Origin of the sequence: Commensalibacter sp. M0355, from assembly GCF_016101365.1 — a bacterium.
In the GTDB taxonomy this organism is placed as follows: Bacteria; Pseudomonadota; Alphaproteobacteria; order Acetobacterales; family Acetobacteraceae; genus Commensalibacter; species Commensalibacter melissae.
The window spans coordinates 184,502-202,907 of sequence record NZ_JACFQQ010000003.1 but is presented as its reverse complement, the minus strand read 5'-3'; the positions used below and the strand labels follow the sequence as shown (position 1 = coordinate 202,907).

The following is an 18,406-nucleotide window of genomic DNA, read 5'->3' as shown; positions in this document are numbered from 1 at the left end:
ACCCTCAAATTAAGCAAATCGACGATTCAATTCCTTAGCCAAGTTTATATAGGCTTGCGCTCCAGTTGATTTAGGATCATACACCATTATTGGCTTTCCATAACTTTGTGCCTCTGAAATACGGATATTGCGTGGAATAACTGTTTTACAGACCTTATCCCCAAAAAAATTCCTGGTATCTTCAGCAACAAGCTCTGAAAGTCTGTTACGTTTGTCATACATCGTTAAAACAATTGCCTTTATATCCAGATCAGGATTTACCTTTTTCTGCAAATGTGTAACCGTTTTAACCAGATGACTTATTCCTTCAAGTGCCAGAAATTCACATTGCAACGGAACAATAACACCAGTAGCAGCCGCCAAGGCATTTACCGTTAACAGTCCAAGGCTTGGAGGACAGTCAATCAAAATATAATCATATATACCTATAAATTGCTTAATTGCCTCCTTGAGCCGAAATTCACGTTTTTCAATATCAATCAACTCAAGCTCTGCAGCCGCAAGGTTACCATCAGCTGTAATTAACGATAATCCTGGAATCATGGACTCCTTGATCATTCCATCAACCACTTTGCCATTAATTAATAAATGATAGGTTCCTTTATCACGATCGTCATATTCAATTCCCAATGCAGTTGAACTATTTCCTTGAGAATCAAGATCAATTAATAGAACCTTCTTTTTTCCAGCGAATGCGGTGGCAAGATTAATTGCTGTCGTTGTTTTACCCACCCCACCTTTTTGGTTTGCAATTGCCAAAATATAAGTATTTTTTGATTTTGTTTTTTTAAGCGCCATTTTATTCAACACGTTCAAATTGATTAATCTTAACTATTACCCCATCGGCATTCGTTTGACTGGAAAAGGTTTTATAATTTATTTTCCAATTTTTTTGTGCCTCTTCAATTTCCAGATTAACAGACCGGCCTTTCAAAAATAAACAATAACCATTTTTATTTAAAATATTTTTTGAAAATTCCAAAAGCTGAGTCAATGAAGTCAATGCCCTTGCCGTCACAACATCTGCACTGATAGCATTCACATTTTCAATCCTTTGGCAAAGCACAGTTGCTTGTGTTTTGGTCTGTCGCAGAACTTCCCTTAAAAAAATTGTCTTTCTCTTATCGGATTCAATCAATATTACAGGAATATCTGTTGACAATGCCAGGATCAGACCGGGAAATCCTCCACCTGATCCAAGATCAGCAATAGATTTTACAGATGAATCAAGATACCGAATCAATTGAAAGCTGTCATATACATGACGTTTCCAGACCTGATCCATACCCTGTTGCGATACCAAATTTATTTTTTTGTTCCATTGCTGAAGCAAAGAGATATAAATTTCCAGTTTCTCTATTGTTTCACGTGAAACACTTTTTAAAAACGGATAATTTTTTATATAACCGTCAAGATTCACAACAATTATCCTTTTCCCCTTTTTGCGGGGTTCGAATATATGCCAATATGGCCATCAATGCAGAGGGTGTTACCCCCGGTATCCTTTGGGCAGCACCAAAAGAAACAGGGCGAACCGCTTCTAGACGTTCCTGCATTTCACGACTTAATCCGCCAACTTTCCTATAATCAAGATCCAATGGCAAATTGATTCTGGACTCCTGGTCAAGCTGCCTGATTTCCCTGGCCTGTCTAACAAGGTAACCTTCATAACGGGCCTCGGTACGAATATATTGTTGAACTCTTGATGTTAATTGATGAAACCAAGGAGCGACTTTCTCAATTACCTCCTCAGAAGGGCATAATGATAAAATTTCAAATAATGACCGCCAGCGTCCATCGGACGAAATCTGCATTCCATAACCATTCAGGGTTTTAGGCAGGTATTTCTCTCCCTTCGCTCTCTGAACAGAATTTTTGATATGATCTATATCCTGAAGATATAAAGCCAATCGTTCAGCCCCCAAACACCCCAACTGTTCAGCCAAAGGGGTTAACCGTATATCTGCATTATCTGCCCGTAAAGTCAAGCGATATTCTGCCCGTGAGGTAAACATACGATAAGGTTCAGTCACCCCTTGCGTTGTCAGGTCATCTATCATGACACCAATATAACCCTGGCTACGATCAATTGTAATTTTTTCTGATCCAGAAGCATGATTTGCGGCATTAATTCCAGCCAACAAACCCTGAGCTGCGGCTTCCTCATACCCTGTTGTACCATTGATTTGTCCGGCAAGAAACAATCCGGAAAAATTTGGCAATTCCAGGGTCGGATTCAAGGATCTCGGATCAATATAATCATATTCCACGGCATAACCTGGCCTGACAATCACGGCATTTTCCAGACCTGGAATTGAATGAACCATTCGTTCCTGAACATCTTCTGCAAGACTGGTTGATATTCCATTCGGATAAACCAAATCCCCACCTTCATGTCCAGGCAATGCTTCAGGCTCAATAAAAATCTGATGACGCTCCCGATCAGCAAAACGGACAATTTTATCCTCGATTGACGGACAGTAACGAGGTCCTTTTCCAGTAATTGCACCCCCATAGACTGCAGAAGTATGAATATTATCCCTTATTATCCGATGCGTTTCAGGAGTGGTCGCAGTTATCCGGCAGGAAACAAATTCATTAAAAGCGTTATCAGTCAATCGGCTAAAAAACTCGGGAGATTCATCCCCCTTATCTTCTATCAACCGCTCCATATCGATACTTGATCGCAACAGCCTTGGAGGGGTTCCTGTTTTTAAGCGACCCATACGCAGTCCCATCACCTCCAATCGGTTTCCCAATATTGTGGCAGGTTTATCTCCAACTCTTCCGGCTGGCTGACTTTTATTGCCAACATGGATAACACCACGCAAAAAAGTTCCCGTCGTTAAGACAACCGCTCCTGACAGAAATTCACGACCATCCTCACAAATAACACCACATATTTTATTGCCAATATCGACATTGAGATCAGCAACCGCACCCTCCACAATAGTCAGATTGCTTAATTCTTTTAAAAATTGTTGAACCGCATTACGATATAACATCCGATCCGCCTGAGCCCTAGGTCCATGTACTGCTGGACCTTTGGAACGATTAAGCAGCTTGAAATGAATACCCGCCCGATCCGCTGCTTTTGACATGATACCGTCAAAAGCATCAATCTCCCGAACAAGATGCCCTTTGCCTATTCCACCAATTGCCGGATTACATGACATGATCCCAATCGTGTTAAGAGAATGGGTCAGCAATAAAGTTCTTGCCCCCATCCGGGCAGAAACTGCAGCCGCTTCACTTCCAGCATGTCCTCCACCAACGACAATTACATCGTATTTTACATTTATCATTAATCTTTTCTCAACTCGACCTTACTTACCGATACAAAATTGACCAAATATGGTATCCAACAGATCCTCCACACCTACAGCACCAGTTAGTCTACCCAAACTCTGCATAGCTAACCGCAATTCTTCACCACGCAATTCAGCCCATTCCATTTCTTGGGCTTTTTGCAAATGTTGAACACATTCTGTTATACCTAATCGATGTCTTACCCGTGTTAAAGGGGGTGGCCCCTGACGGGATATTAACTCTTTGGTTTTCTGAACCAATAAACTTTTGAATTTATCCATCCCCTCACCCGATTTGACGCTGATTAACACGGTTTTATCTGACTGACTTAATAATGTTTCACGTGAAACATTTAAATCAATTTTTGTTCGAACCAACAGATCACAAGATAATTCAGGGCAATCATTTTTATCCACAGCATCCATCAAACACATTACATAATCTGCATTTTGAGCGATCTTGTAGGCTCGCTTTATCCCCTCTTTTTCAATTTCATCTTCTGTTTCACGTAACCCTGCGGTATCCACCAAGGTTACAGGAACATCACCCAATACTACCCTGACCTCAATAACATCTCGTGTTGTTCCAGCCTGTTCGGTCACAATCGCCGCATCACGGTCAGCCAAATAATTCAATAAACTAGATTTTCCAGCATTTGGTGGCCCCACAATTGCAAAGGTCAGTCCTTTTCTCAAACGTTCCCCTCGTCCTTGATCATTCAGATGGTCAATCATTTCAGAATGCAAATCAACGATTGTCCTCTTCACATTCTCCTCAATCTCTTGCGGCAAATCCTCATCCGGGAAATCAATTAATGCCTCTTGAAATGCCAACACTTCGCGCAATTGTTTTGCCCAGCCATAATAAAGGTCACTTAATCCACCTTCCGTTTGTTCCAAAGCCTGTTTTCTTTGCGCCTGCGTTTCCGCCTCAACAAGATCGGCAATACCTTCCGCCTGTAATAAATCAATTCGGCCATTCAAAAACGCTCGCTTGGTGAATTCACCTGCCTGGGCAGGAATGGCACCATAAGAAACCAATACCTCCGCAACAGCATCAACCACAGCAGGACCTGCATGCAAGTGCAGTTCTGCACTATCTTCACCCGTATAACTATTAGGGCCTGGGAACCACAGCAGCAAAGCCTCGTCCAGTAATTCTTTCTGACCCTCCTGAATTTTCCATAATTTACGAACCGACGCCAAACGTGGTTGCGGCACTTGATGACACATTCTGTGTAAAATAGAATAAGTTAAAGGCCCACTCAAACGCATGATCGCAACAGCACCCCTGCCCATTGCAGTTGCCAAGGCAAAAATTGTCGTATTTGAATTTAATGAAATATTTTCCATACAATATTAACTTATCTACTTAAGATATATATTTTTTATATGGTCGTAACATAAAAAAATCTTTTAATACATACGAAAAGATAAATTCATTCATATAAAATCAATTTTCTTCAAATCAATAAACTAAATATTACTACACATATCATTGTACGCTACCTATAATAATTGTAATTATGCAACTAAATTGAAGGGATATAATATGCGTGACCTAACAGATAATGAAATTAACAATGTATCAGGTGCCGCTTCATTTACCGCAATTGGTTCGTTAATTGGTTCTCGAATTGGTAATGGACTAAATCAGCTGAGTAAAAATTTCTCTGGAAAAGAGCCAGAGAAATCATATATAACAGGTGCAATAAATATAGGTTATGGAATCGGTGAATTTCTGGATAATCTTAATAATCGATCTGTTTGGGGGGATGCATGGAATAACACTCAAACAGGTATCACTCAACTTATTAATGCAGCCGTGACGAATAGTCTTAATGATCTGAAGATTTTACTTCCCGCTTAAATTTTAGAGACAATCCCCAATAGAATAAATTGATAAATAAAATAAAATAAAATAAAATAAATTATCTTAATTTTGTAAATTGCTACATTTACAGAAATAAATTTCAGATTTTTATAACACCATGGGTTTTATATCTTTTCATTCTCCAGTCGGTGATCTTAGTATCGCTGAAAATGATAATCTTATCGTCTCAATTGATTGGGGCTGGGGTAGCCTTGAAGAAAAAACACCCTTATTGGAGGAGGCAAAAAACCAGATTGCCGCGTATTTCAATGGTAAACTAAAAAAATTTGATTTACCCATTCTATCGCCTGGAACAGCCTATCAACAACAAGTCTGGGAATTTTTGCAAACTATTCCCTTTGGTACGACAAAATCCTATTCCGAACTCGCCAAAATAATAGGAGGAAGTGCCCGTTCCATTGGAAATGCAAACGCCGCAAATCCAATTCCCATTATCATTCCATGTCATCGTGTCATTGGTAAACGAACTTTAGGTGGATATTCTGGAGGGGAAGGGATTAAAACCAAAGAATATTTATTGAATATTGAAAAATTATTTAGCACACCTTAATCAATATCTCTATAATTCAGGAAATAGAATAAATACATAGGATTTATTCTATTTCCTAATGTTCAATACTTTTTACGATCAAGTATTCATAGCATCAAAAAAATCTTGATTGTTTTTGCTATATTTCAACTTATCAAGCAAAAAATCCATTGCATCCATCGTTCCCATTGGCGCCAAGATACGACGAAGCACCCAAATTTTTGACAAGCTCGAACGATCCACCAATAGCTCCTCCTTACGGGTACCGCTTTTAGTAATATCAATTGCAGGAAAGGTTCGTTTATCAGCAAGCTTACGATCAAGAACAAGTTCAGCGTTACCGGTTCCCTTAAATTCCTCAAAAATAACCTCATCCATACGACTACCCGTATCGATCAGTGCCGTTGCGATAATGGTTAAGGAACCACCCTCTTCAACATTACGCGCTGCACCAAAGAAACGTTTTGGACGTTGCAACGCATTGGCATCCACACCGCCAGTCAGAACTTTACCTGATGAAGGAACAACAGTATTGTAAGCCCGAGCCAATCGCGTAATGGAATCAAGCAAAATCACAACATCGCGTTTATGTTCAACCAGTCTTTTTGCTTTCTCCAAAACCATTTCCGTAACCTGAACATGACGATGCGCAGGTTCGTCAAAGGTTGAGGAAACAACCTCACCTTTGACTGAACGAATCATATCCGTAACCTCTTCCGGACGTTCATCAATCAGAAGAACAATTAAGACAACCTCGGGATGATTGGTTGAAATTGCTGTTGCTATATTCTGCAACATCACGGTTTTACCCGTTCTCGGCGGGGCAACGATAAGCGCACGCTGCCCCTTACCAATGGGTGTTACCAAATCAATAACTCTGGGTGTAAAATCCTTATTTGGATTTTTGCTTTCCATTAATGATGGAATTTCCATCTGTAACCGTTCATTTGGAAATAGGGGGGTCAAATCATCAAAATTGATACGATGACGAACCACTTCCGGATCCTGATAATTGATTGTATCAACTTTCAGCAAGGAAAAATAACGCTCCCCATCTTTTGGAGCGCGTATTTCACCAGAAACAGTATCCCCTGTCCGCAAACTAAAACGGCGTAACTGTGCGGGAGAAACATAAATATCATCCGGTCCTGGCAGATAATTGGATTCAGAGGAACGTAAATATCCAAAACCATCTGGTAGAATTTCCAGAGTTCCCTCTCCATAAATAGCTTGATTGTTCTCAGCAAGCTTTTTAAGGATGGCAAACATCATATCTTGTTTACGGAGTGAGGACGCGTTTTCAATCTGCAAACTTTCTGCATAATTGAGCAGTTCTGCTGGAGATTGCGCCTTAAGTTCGGCAAGTTGCATAGATGGAGGCTCTATATAATAGAAAATTAAATCATATAAATAAGGAAAGGAAATATGGCGATCAAATACTTAAACATTTACCAAATTGTATATTGATCCTTTATTCATACATTTCAAAACAAAAACGTAAAAATAAAATACACATTTCATACGAAGGAAATTTTGATATATATATATCAAATATAAGATTGGATTTATAGATAAAAAGATCAAAAACGTCAAGAACTTTAATTTTTAAATAAAATTGAAAAATAACTGTTTTTTTTTCAAAAAGCCATTTAAGTTACAATTCCATTTATTTGCTGTAAAATCCAGAATCATTTAAACTCAACCAAACGATAATTTTGTTGATTTTTTATTTCAATCAAGTTTTTAGGAGAGAAACGTGGGGTCCCAAACTGGTTCATCCTTTAATAGTTTAAGACAGGGTCCTGATGAACATGGACATTTTGGAAAATATGGGGGAATGTTTATTGCCGAAACACTTGTCCCTTTAATCCTTGATTTGCAAAAAGCTTATCAATCCATTCAGAAAGATCCTGGATTCCAAAATGAATTGACTTACTATTTAAAAAACTATGTTGGAAGACCCAGCCCATTATGGTTTGCAAAACAATTAACAAATCTTGCCAATGGTGCAAAAATCTACCTGAAACGTGAGGATCTCAACCATACGGGGGCCCATAAAATTAATAATGTCATGGGTCAAATCTTGCTGGCCAGACGCATGGGAAAAACACGCATAATCGCTGAAACCGGAGCTGGCCAACATGGTGTTGCAACAGCCACAGTCTGTGCACTATTTAATATGGAATGTGTAATCTATATGGGCAAGCTTGACATTGAACGTCAGAAACCAAATGTTTTCCGCATGGAACTGTTGGGCGCAAAAATCATTCCTGTCACCGCTGGCAATGCCACATTAAAAGACGCCATCAATGAGGGGTTAAGAGACTGGGTAACAAATGTTCATAACAGCTATTATCTTATGGGTACAGCTGCCGGACCTCATCCTTATCCCATGATGGTCAGAGATTTTCAATGCATTATTGGCAATGAAGCCAAAAAACAGATTTTGGAAGCGGAAGGAAAGTTACCCAATAAAATTATTGCTGCAATAGGCGGCGGATCAAATGCAATTGGTATTTTTCACCCTTTTCTGGATGATCCTACCGTATCCCTAATTGGTGTTGAAGCGGGGGGAAAGGGGCTGGATAGTGGAAAAACCGCAGCCTCTATTGAACGGGGATCATCAGGGGTATTGCATGGTAACCGTACGTATCTATTACAAGATGATGATGGTCAAATTACTGAACCTTACAGTATCAGTGCCGGACTGGATTATCCTGGAGTGGGTCCTGAACATTCCTGGTTACATGATCTGAAACGAGTGGAATATGTTGCCATCAATGATGATGAAGCAGTTGACGCATTTCAGAAATGCACAACCAAAGAGGGAATCATCCCGGCCCTAGAAAGCTCTCACGCTCTTGCTCATGCATTGAAAATTGCTCCTGCCATGAAGTCAGAAGATATCATCATTGTCAATCTATCGGGTCGAGGCGATAAGGATATTGATAATATCGCAAATTATTTAGGAGTAAAATTATGAGCCGTATTGCCACCTGTTTCAAAACTGTTAGACAAAAAAAACGTGGAGCTTTTATTCCTTATATAGAATCTGGTGACCCTGATTACCAAACCGCCTTAAATATTTTAAAGGCCATGCCACATGCAGGCGCGGATCTGATTGAAATTGGCATCCCCTTTAGTGATCCCATGGCAGATGGTCCAACAGTTCAGGCAGCTGCCAACCGTTCGTTAAAAGCTGGAACCAATATGCATAAAACATTGCAGATGGTTCGGGATTTTCGTCAGGACAACCAAACAACCCCTATCATTTTAATGGGATATGTTAATCCAATCGAACATTATGGATACGAACGTTTTTGTCAGGATGCCGAACAGGCTGGTGTTGACGGTCTAATCATTGTTGATATGCCTCATGAGGAATTAGGCTGTATTCTACCATATGCGGGAAAACATCATCTTGATGTTATTCGACTGGTAACCCCGGTCACTCCCAAAAACCGTTTGAAAAAAATTCTTAAAGATGCCAGTGGTTTTATCTATTATGTCAGTATTACGGGAGTGACAGGCACCAAAACCGCGTCCCAGAAAGATCTGGAAAAAACCATTCCCATCATTCGTTCCGTTTCCGACCTCCCTATCGCAATCGGGTTTGGAATTTCAACAGCTGAACATGTTCAAAACGCTATAAAACATGCAGATGCTGCCGTTGTTGCCTCAGCTTTATTAAAAACACTGGAATCAACCTTAAATCAGGACTATCATTCTACTGATACAACCATTGAAAAAGTTATCCAGCATGTTGCGCTCCTGTCAGCGAATACCCTGTAAAACAGGTTTATAAATTAATCATCATCAATGAAAGATCAGTTATGAGTTGGCTTACGGAATATGTACGTCCCAGAATTCAAGGATTTTTAAAAAAAGATATACCTGATAATCTGTGGACCAATTGCGATGCCTGTGACCAAATGCTGTTAATCAAGGATTTACAAAAAAACATGAATATCTGTCCACATTGTGGACATCATATGCGTGCATCTGTGAAACAGCGTTTGGAATGGACTTTTGACCAGGATTCCTATACTTGCATAGAGCTCCCCAAAATGCCTGTAGACCCCTTAAATTTCAGGGATAAAAAACGTTATACCGATCGACTAAAGGAAAACCGTGCAAAATCACAACTTGAAGAATCAATTGCCGTCGCACATGGTACCATTCTGGAACAAAAAGCAGTGGTGGCCGTTATGGCCTTTGAATTTATGGCTGGCACAATGGGGGCCGCCTTTGGTGAGGGTTTCCTTGCGGCAACCCGTCTTGCCCTTTTACAACAATCTCCTTTAATCATATTTACCGCATCAGGGGGGGCCAGAATGCAAGAGGGAATGATTAGCCTTATGCAGATGCCCCGTACCGTCATCGCTGTAGAAATGCTGAAAGAGGCCAAAATTCCCTATATTGTCGTCTTTACCAATCCAACAACAGGCGGAGTGACTGCTTCCTTTGCAATGTTGGGGGATATCCACATCGCAGAACCCAATGCATTAATCGGATTTGCAGGTCCACGTGTTATTGAAAATACTGTTCATGAAAAATTGCCAGAAGGATTTCAACGCTCAGAATATCTTCTTGATCACGGCATGATTGACATGGTTGTTAAAAGAACAGATATGCGAGAAACGCTTGCCAATCTCATCAGCCTGTTATGTAACACAAATACACAAACATCCTAGCTTTTATGAATTCTCCTGTTTTAACCGAATTTACTGGACGCTCAGGTCAAATACTCGAGCGACTTAACAAACTATATCCCTCTTTGATTGATCTATCCCTCAGTCGATTGAAACGGTTGCTAAACGATCTGGAAAATCCAGAGCGGCATCTTCCCCCAACAATTCATGTGGCCGGTACGAATGGAAAAGGCAGCACCTGTTCCTTTTTGCGTGCCATAGGCGAAAAAGCGGGATGGAATGTTCATGTTTCAACTTCACCCCATCTGATCAATGTCACAGAACGTTTTCGAATTTCAGGCCATCTGGTTGATGAAGCAGAATTATCAGATACCTTGTCCTACATTGAAAAAGTTAATAATCAACAACCCATCACGGTTTTTGAAGTTCTAACAGCCGCCACTTTTTGTCTATTCGCGAAATATCCAGCTGATCTGGCAATTATTGAAGTAGGATTGGGTGGGCGCTTTGATGCAACAAATGTCATATATCCCATTGCCAGCACCATCACCTCCATCTCAATGGATCATGAAGCTTTTCTTGGCAATAGTCTTGTAAAAATTGCTAGGGAAAAGTCTGGAATCATCAAAAAATCCATACCTGTTATAACTTATAATCAATCCCCAGAAGTATTGAACATTTTACAGGAAGAAGCTCAAGCCAAGAATGCTCCACTATTTATCCAGGGGAAAAACTGGACTATTGAAAAACAAAGGGATTATCTAGTTTATAATGATTCCAAGGGAACGCTTCAATTACCTCTACCCAGTCTAATGGGATTTCATCAGGTTAATAATGCAGGTTTGGCGATTGCCACTTTACGTGCAACCCAACTTGCCGTGCCAGAATATGCATGGCAAGGTATTGCAGAGGCACAATGGCCGGCACGTTTGCAACGCTTACAAGGAACATTGACCAAGTATATCACTCCAGAAACAGAGTTGTGGCTGGATGGAGGACATAATGCCGATGCCGGGCAAATCCTTGCCCGATTTATAAAGTCTAAATGGCAGGACAGGCCCCTTCATCTCATTGTTGGCATGAAAAACAATAAAGATTCCAGTGCATTTCTTGCCCCTCTTATCCCGTTATGCACCTCTATACAGGCTGTAATTGAACCTGATCAACATATGGCCATGTCCATTGATAATATTATCCAGGCTTCTAAAAATCATGCCATTAGCGGTGGAACGATTAAAAATGCTTTAATTCATCTTCAACAAACAGAAAAAAAACCTTACAGAGTCCTTATTTGTGGAAGTCTTTATTTAGCAGGAAGTGTTTTACGTCAAGATGGATGGAAACCTGTTTAAGGTTTATTTATATAACTATTTATAATTAAACTTTTATTTTCTTTTAAATATATGATTTTTACTTTTAGTACAACTATACTTTACCAGAAATAGCCCAAATAGGGCCATTTCTTGCTTGATATTTCATATCTCCTGAAACCATATTAAAAAAATAAAATTAAATAAATAAAATATTCTTTCAGGAGATTACTAATGAACACCCAGCCTACAACCTATGATCTTTTAATTGTTGGTGGTGGCGTCAATGGAACAGGTATTGCTCGCGATGCAGCAGGACGAGGATTAAAAGTTTTACTCGTTGAGAAAGATGATCTGGCAAGCCATACTTCTTCTGCAAGCACAAAACTAATTCATGGCGGATTGCGTTATCTTGAATATTATGAATTTCGCCTGGTTCGGGAGGCCTTACAGGAACGTGAACGTCTTCTTAACCTAGCCTCTCATATTATACGTCCTCTTGAATTTGTTCTTCCTCATCGAAATTCCATTCGACCAGCCTGGATGATTCGAATCGGATTATTTTTATATGATCATTTGGCAAGCCACCCAAAATTGCCTAACTCCAAATTAATCTCATTACAAACCTCTCCATATGGACAACCTTTACGAAATGACATCAAAAAGGGCTTTACCTATGCAGATTGCGCCGTTGATGATAGCCGCCTTGTTGTATTAAATGCAAAAGGGGCCTCTATGCTGGGTGCCGACATTCGTACTCAAACAAAATTTGTGGATGCCAAACGCTCAACAAATGAATGGAGTGCAACAATCCAAGATAATAAAACCCAGAAAAAAACAACCATAACAGCAAAAGTAATTGTGAACGCAGCCGGACCATGGGTTGCAGAACTTTTACAAGACAAACTGCATGTTCAAAGTAAAATGAATGTTCGGCTTGTCAAGGGCAGTCATATTGTTGTCAAAAAACTTTATGAAGGTCCTCAAGCCTATATTCTACAAAATGATGACAAACGGATTGTATTTGCCATTCCCTACCACGAAGAATTCACATTGATTGGCACAACAGATATTTCCTGGGATCAATCTCCAGATATTTTACCTGGGATTGATGAAAATGAAACCGAATATCTATGTAAATCGATGAACGATTATTTCAATAAGAACATTGCTCCAAAAGATGTAATCTGGAATTATTCTGGCGTTCGTCCATTATATGACGATGCTTCCAGCAATGCTTCAGCAGTAACCAGAGATTATCACCTCGATTTGAATGAGGAAAACAGTCAGGCACCTTTACTCTCAATCTTTGGCGGGAAAATTACAACCTATCGCCGTCTTGCAGAACATAGCATGGAAAAACTAGCCAAGTTTTTCAAATATACCCGCCAAAATTGGACGGACAAAGAACCTTTGCCAGGTGGAAATATTACCGATGGCAATTTTGATTTATTTTATAAAGATTTTCGCAATACTGTTTCCTTCCTTGATGAAATCACTGCCAAACGCATTGCACACAGTTATGGAACAGATGCCATAAACATTATTCACAATGCCAAAAGCAAGACGGATATGGGTATTGATTTTGGCCATGGTTTGACACAACATGAAGTTGATTACCTTGTCGAAAAGGAATGGGCCATGACTGTAGAAGACATTTTATGGAGAAGAACAAAACTGGGATTATATTTCACCCAAGAAGAGCAAGGAAAACTGGCTCAATATTTACAAAAGTCTCAATAACCTCCCCCCAGAAAGTCAATAACATATGCAAAATACAAAAAATCTTATAGGAGAGCTCATTTCTGAAGCGATTGCAGTTACAATTATCATATTTATTGGTTGTTCAGCAGCAGCAATGCTTCTTATGTATGATCCAAGTCCTTATCAAAATGCCTATTGGGGTGTTGCGATCTCCTGGGGATTAAGTGTAACTTTCGCGATCTATGTTACTGGCAGCATAAGTGGCACCCATGCCAATCCTGCTGTAACACTAGCCCTTGCCTTATTCCGGAATTTTTCCTGGAAAAAAGTCCCCGCCTATATAATCGCCCAGGTTTTTGGCGGGATTTGCGGTGCAGTTCTTGTTTATTGCATGTATTATTCAGTTATTGACCATTATAATGTTGTCCATCACCTGACCCGCCCATTGGGCGGTGGGGCTGGTGTTTTTATCACATCACCCGGATTAACAGTCACACCTATCCATGCTTTTTTTAACGAAATCCTTTTAACTGCATTTTTGGTTTTCAGTATTTTTGCCATTACTGATGAATACAATACCATTGCCCCACAAGCAAACAGTGGTGCACTGATTATCGGTTTTGTAGTTGCTGCTATTGGTGCATCGGCAGGATATCTTGAAGGATGGGCGATCAATCCCGCACGTGATCTTGGTCCTAGAATATTCATCTATTTGGCTGGCTGGGGACCTTCTGCCTTTCCTGGTTTACCTTCTTATTGGTGGGGTCCTATTTTCGGCCCACTCCTAGGCGGTGTCATGGGTGGAGGTGCCTATCAATTATTCATTAAACCCTTTTTATCTCGTACATCATAACCTAATTACAAAGCGGATATAATTTCCATGAATAAAGCTCATTATATTATTGCCCTTGACCAGGGCACAACATCTACACGTTCAATTATCTTCAACACACGGGGCCAAGAAATATCGCTCAGCCGACATGAATTTACCCAGCATTATCCTCAACTTGGATGGGTTGAACATAATCCGGAGGACATCTGGAGTGATACTGTATATACAATTAAAAACGCCATTGCCAAAGCTTCCCTTGAAGGTAAAACCAGTGAAATTGCCGCCATAGGCATTACCAACCAACGTGAAACAGTTGTTATCTGGAACCGTAAGACGGGCAAACCTGTTTACAATGCCATCGTATGGCAGGATCGACGGACAGCAAATTCATGCAGAGCTTTAAAGGAAGAAGGGCTGGAAAAAACAATCTATGAAAAAACAGGGTTACTTCTTGACCCCTACTTCTCCGCGACAAAAATTGCCTGGATATTGGATAACATCCCAAATGTAAGATCTGAAGCAGAACGCGGTGAACTGGCTTTTGGTACAATTGACAGTTTCCTTTTATGGCGTCTAACTGGAGGCAAGGTTCACGCAACAGATGCAACCAATGCCAGTCGAACCCTGCTGTTTAATATACAGACACAATCATGGGATCCGGAACTACTCAAAATCTTTAATATTCCCGCCTCTATTTTACCTGAGGTAAAAGATAACAGTACTTTGTTCGGCACAACAGACCCTGCCTTGTTTGGTAATTCAATTCCCATTATGGGAATGGCGGGGGATCAGCAAGCCGCATTAATCGGTCAAGCCTGTTTTGAACCCGGCATGGTTAAGGCAACCTATGGCACGGGATGCTTTATGCTGTTAAACACAGGGGACAAAATCGTAACCTCCCAAAACCGCATGCTCACAACAACGGCCTATCGCCTAAATGGTAAACCAACCTATGCACTTGAAGGATCCATCTTTGTTGCTGGTGCTGCAATCAAATGGTTAAGGGATGGTATCGGAATCATCACCCATGCCTCACAAACCAATGATATGGCAACCAAGGTTAACGACAACCATGAAGTATATATGGTTCCAGCCTTTGTCGGATTGGGTGCCCCCCATTGGGAACCTGATGTCAAGGCAATCATTACTGGATTAACCTTCAATGCGACAGCTGCCCATATAGCCCGTGCCGCACTAGAATCCATTGCCTATCAGACCTATGATCTTGCCGAGGCAATGAAAAAGGACAGTCTTGAAGAAATTTCATCCATCCGTGTTGATGGCGGAATGTCAGCGAATGACTGGTATTGTCAATTCCTGGCCAGTATTATGAATACAACCGTCGAACGACCCGCTTATATTGAAACAACCGCAATGGGAGCTGCCTATCTTGCTGGTCTTGGGTGCGGTATATGGAACAATATCGAAGATATTACGACCAACTGGTCTGAAGGTACCACTTTCAAACCGGCAATGGAACAAGCAGAACGGGAAAGAAAACTCAAAGGTTGGCGACTAGCCTTTAAAAAAGCTTTACTGAAAGAATAATTTTTTCTCATGCCTTTATCCTTATAAAGGCATTTTTCATTTTTTATTATTGGGAATTGAGATACAAACCAGACATAAAAAAATCAAACCAATTCCTAACCAGCCAAAACCTGAAAATTTTTCCCCTACAATTATTACGGCAAGAAATGTTGCAATAACAGGTTCCAACAAGGTTATCAAAGTTGCCATGCTTGTTGGAACAAAGGACAAGCCGTAACCAAAACAAAGATAACCAATAAACATGGGAATAGTCGCCATATAAATTCCAACAGATAAATTGCTCCATGAATTCAAATATGTTCCGCCCGTTATCAATAAAACTGGTAACAGCAAAAGACCACCAACCCCGAAAATACTTCCCATCGCTGCCTTTGATGGAATTTCATGATGTATCAAATGTCTTGCAACCCATGTATAGAATGCATAGGTAAACCCTGCCAACAATCCCAATAAAATACCCAGACTGATTCTTGCAAAGGATATTGGGCTATATAGGGTATGTTGGGCAGAAAAACAGAGCAAGATGATACCTGATACTCCCATAAAGGCACCAATGACCCATTGTAGCGTGACTTTGAAATGATCCATTATGTTTTCAAGTGCAGCGGAAAAAAATGGTGCTGAACCAATTGAAACAACTGTTCCAACCGTAATACTGGCAACCCGCATCGAACCATAAAAAGCCAAAGGGTAAAACATAACGGCAAGGGCACCCAATATAATCCAACCTTTTTGACTATATAATTTCCCCTGATAATTTTTTAGACATGGCAAGGCAATCACTGATTGCAACAACCCACCGATACCCATAGCACCTGACCCAATCGCAAGCGCACTCACTTCAGGTGCAAATTGAGCGGCAACCCCTGTTGTCCCCCATAAAACAGAAGCCATTAAAATAGAGATTATCCCTATATATTTTTTTCCAATATTCATATCCGTTTCTTTACCGATAACTGATTGATTTTACTATCCATTGCAATTCGGCACCTGTTCAATACAATTTTTCAAAATAAAAATAAAATTCATATGGATAAAAAAAGAGATTATCCTCTTCAGATAATCTCTAATCGCAAACCGATTTAATTCATAATAAATTTATTGTTTGCTCTTATCTACCTGAGTGTTCAATTTCTTTCCATTGGATTGATAGGTCTGAAAAGCATTTTCTGCACTCCATCCTCCTCCCAACGTTCTGTACAAAGTTGAAAGACTCTGCATATATTGAAGACGTGCCTGAATAGATGAAACTTGGGCGGTCAATAATGTTCTTTGCGCTGTTAATGTGCTGATATAACTATCAATTCCATTTCTGAACCGGGCATAGGACAAACGGTAATCTGTCTGGCTTGCCTTGACATTGTCAGATTCAGCTTTCCACTTTTCTTTTAATGTTGTTCTGGCTGCCAAAGCATCAGCAACTTCCTTAAAAGAAGATTGTATCACTTTCTGATAATGAGCGGCGGCGGCACGTACTTTAGCTTTTGCTGTTCTCAATTGTGCCAGATTTTGCCCCTCATCAATTACAGGTACGGTAATTTTCGGCATAAATGTATAAGCCGCAGAATAAGGCCCAAACATTTGTGCAAAAGTTGCTCCTGCCGTACTGCCTGATGTTGTTAGCTGAATGGATGGAAAAAAAGCGGCTCTGGCATATCCAACATTCGCATTGGCTTCTTTAAGCTGATGTTCTGCCAATAAAATATCCGGACGACGTTCGAGAAGATCCGATGGCATACCCGACGCCACCTCTGGCATTGAAACAAAATTATCCAGAGAGGGATTAGGACCGGCCTTTTGCAAGACAGATTGTGGAATAGGCTGACCAATCAACAAAGTAAGGCTGTTCAGATCATTGGCAACCGTTTTTTGATAAACCTGCTCCTGACTTCGGGCTTCTTGCAACAATTCTGTTGCTTGTGCCACAGCCTGGGCATTTTGTTGACCATAGGTATGCATTCCTTGAATTAATTGTAAATTCCTTTCACGATTATGCAAGCTTTCCTGAACAGTACGAAGACTGTCACAATCCGCAAGCCAGGCCATATATGTATTAGCAACCTCGCTAATCAACGAAATTTGCACAGATAAAGTACTCTCTACCTGCTGCAAGTAACTTTCCCTGGCCGCTTTGGTCAAACTCCGAACATGATCGAATATATCAATTTCATAATTTGATACACCAAATCCCGTTGATAATTGGTTCCAATGCGTATAGCCCCGCATACCGCCCAAGGTTTTTCCCGGACTCGTTTGATAGGAAGCCCCCGCAGAATAATTTACCGTTGGAAATAAATCACCTCTTTGACGCATGTAACTGGCATGGGAAGCCGTAATATTCTCGATTGCCTCACGTAAATCACGATTATTAGCCAAAGCCATGGAAATCAATTCACTCAAGACTGGATCCCGAAAGAAAACCTTCCAACCGACATTATAGGCTTGTGGCAAATTTGAATCCTTGGGCAAGGGGGGCCCATAAGCGGGGCCCATCGGCCATTGCTGGGAAATTGATGCATCTGGGCGTTTATAATCTGGAACAAGATTACAGGAGGTCGTTGAAAATATCATTAAAGCTAAAGTCATGGATATAAGCGGTGACCGAAATGACTTTCTTATTTTCATCATT

The 18,406-nt window shown here is 40.4% G+C and carries 16 protein-coding genes; 9 read left to right on the top strand and 7 right to left on the bottom strand.

What is annotated here, in order from left to right:
* Window positions 1–9: 9 nt before the first annotated feature.
* The 4 genes from H3T44_RS06790 to mnmE are packed head-to-tail and all read right to left on the bottom strand — an operon-like array spanning window position 10 to window position 4,661.
* Window positions 10–798, bottom strand: a complete 789-nt coding sequence (locus H3T44_RS06790) for a ParA family protein (RefSeq protein ID WP_198185068.1) — start codon at window positions 796–798, stop codon at window positions 10–12.
* Between the two features lies 1 nt (window position 799).
* The gene (gene rsmG, locus H3T44_RS06785) at window positions 800–1,420 is read right to left on the bottom strand and encodes a 16S rRNA (guanine(527)-N(7))-methyltransferase RsmG (protein WP_370552736.1); all 621 of its coding nucleotides are present in this window, start codon (window positions 1,418–1,420) and stop codon (window positions 800–802) included.
* Entirely contained in the window at window positions 1,410–3,305 is a 1,896-nt protein-coding gene (mnmG, locus tag H3T44_RS06780) for a tRNA uridine-5-carboxymethylaminomethyl(34) synthesis enzyme MnmG (RefSeq protein WP_232347556.1), read from the bottom strand. Before mnmG ends, rsmG begins: the two co-directional genes overlap by 11 nt.
* Before the next feature lie 21 nt (window positions 3,306–3,326).
* On the bottom strand, window positions 3,327–4,661 hold the full coding sequence (mnmE, locus tag H3T44_RS06775) for a tRNA uridine-5-carboxymethylaminomethyl(34) synthesis GTPase MnmE (protein WP_198196684.1): 1,335 nt from the start codon (window positions 4,659–4,661) through the stop codon (window positions 3,327–3,329).
* A 199-nt stretch (window positions 4,662–4,860) separates the two neighbouring features.
* On the opposite strand from mnmE, the gene H3T44_RS06770 reads away from it, so the two are divergent.
* Together H3T44_RS06770 and H3T44_RS06765 are read left to right on the top strand one after the other, a co-directional pair.
* On the top strand, window positions 4,861–5,178 hold the full coding sequence (locus tag H3T44_RS06770; RefSeq protein ID WP_198196682.1) for a hypothetical protein: 318 nt from the start codon (window positions 4,861–4,863) through the stop codon (window positions 5,176–5,178).
* Window positions 5,179–5,299: 121 nt separating this feature from the next.
* On the top strand, window positions 5,300–5,752 hold the full coding sequence (locus H3T44_RS06765; protein ID WP_155566082.1) for a methylated-DNA--[protein]-cysteine S-methyltransferase: 453 nt from the start codon (window positions 5,300–5,302) through the stop codon (window positions 5,750–5,752).
* A gap of 78 nt (window positions 5,753–5,830) precedes the next feature.
* Here the strand turns inward: H3T44_RS06765 and rho are convergent, their stop codons facing one another.
* The gene (gene rho / locus H3T44_RS06760) at window positions 5,831–7,102 is read right to left on the bottom strand and encodes a transcription termination factor Rho (protein ID WP_110439160.1); all 1,272 of its coding nucleotides are present in this window, start codon (window positions 7,100–7,102) and stop codon (window positions 5,831–5,833) included.
* 385 nt (window positions 7,103–7,487) lie between these two features.
* Between rho and trpB the strand changes: the two genes are divergently transcribed.
* From trpB to glpK, 7 genes are all read left to right on the top strand, one after another.
* Window positions 7,488–8,714, top strand: coding sequence for a tryptophan synthase subunit beta (gene trpB / locus H3T44_RS06755; protein WP_122124162.1), 1,227 nt, complete (start codon window positions 7,488–7,490; stop codon window positions 8,712–8,714).
* Window positions 8,711–9,523, top strand: coding sequence for a tryptophan synthase subunit alpha (gene trpA / locus H3T44_RS06750; RefSeq protein WP_198196681.1), 813 nt, complete (start codon window positions 8,711–8,713; stop codon window positions 9,521–9,523). The genes trpB and trpA overlap by 4 nt, the downstream gene beginning before the upstream one ends.
* Window positions 9,524–9,564: 41 nt before the next feature.
* On the top strand, window positions 9,565–10,425 hold the full coding sequence (accD, locus tag H3T44_RS06745) for an acetyl-CoA carboxylase, carboxyltransferase subunit beta (RefSeq protein ID WP_198185071.1): 861 nt from the start codon (window positions 9,565–9,567) through the stop codon (window positions 10,423–10,425).
* A 5-nt stretch (window positions 10,426–10,430) separates the two neighbouring features.
* On the top strand, window positions 10,431–11,735 hold the full coding sequence (locus H3T44_RS06740; RefSeq protein WP_198196680.1) for a folylpolyglutamate synthase/dihydrofolate synthase family protein: 1,305 nt from the start codon (window positions 10,431–10,433) through the stop codon (window positions 11,733–11,735).
* 192 nt (window positions 11,736–11,927) lie between these two features.
* Entirely contained in the window at window positions 11,928–13,436 is a 1,509-nt protein-coding gene (glpD, locus tag H3T44_RS06735; protein ID WP_198196679.1) for a glycerol-3-phosphate dehydrogenase, read from the top strand.
* Window positions 13,437–13,461: 25 nt separating this feature from the next.
* Window positions 13,462–14,250 (top strand): MIP/aquaporin family protein, encoded by a 789-nt coding sequence (locus H3T44_RS06730; RefSeq protein WP_198196678.1) that lies wholly within the window; start codon window positions 13,462–13,464, stop codon window positions 14,248–14,250.
* Window positions 14,251–14,277: 27 nt separating this feature from the next.
* On the top strand, window positions 14,278–15,777 hold the full coding sequence (gene glpK / locus H3T44_RS06725; protein ID WP_198196677.1) for a glycerol kinase GlpK: 1,500 nt from the start codon (window positions 14,278–14,280) through the stop codon (window positions 15,775–15,777).
* A gap of 36 nt (window positions 15,778–15,813) precedes the next feature.
* Here glpK and H3T44_RS06720 read toward each other — a convergent pair whose 3' ends face one another.
* Together H3T44_RS06720 and H3T44_RS06715 are read right to left on the bottom strand one after the other, a co-directional pair.
* Window positions 15,814–16,713: a DMT family transporter gene (locus H3T44_RS06720; protein WP_155566089.1), complete on the bottom strand. Its 900-nt coding sequence runs from the start codon at window positions 16,711–16,713 to the stop codon at window positions 15,814–15,816.
* 162 nt (window positions 16,714–16,875) lie between these two features.
* The gene (locus H3T44_RS06715; protein ID WP_196424175.1) at window positions 16,876–18,405 is read right to left on the bottom strand and encodes an efflux transporter outer membrane subunit; all 1,530 of its coding nucleotides are present in this window, start codon (window positions 18,403–18,405) and stop codon (window positions 16,876–16,878) included.
* Window position 18,406: the final 1 nt, after the last annotated feature.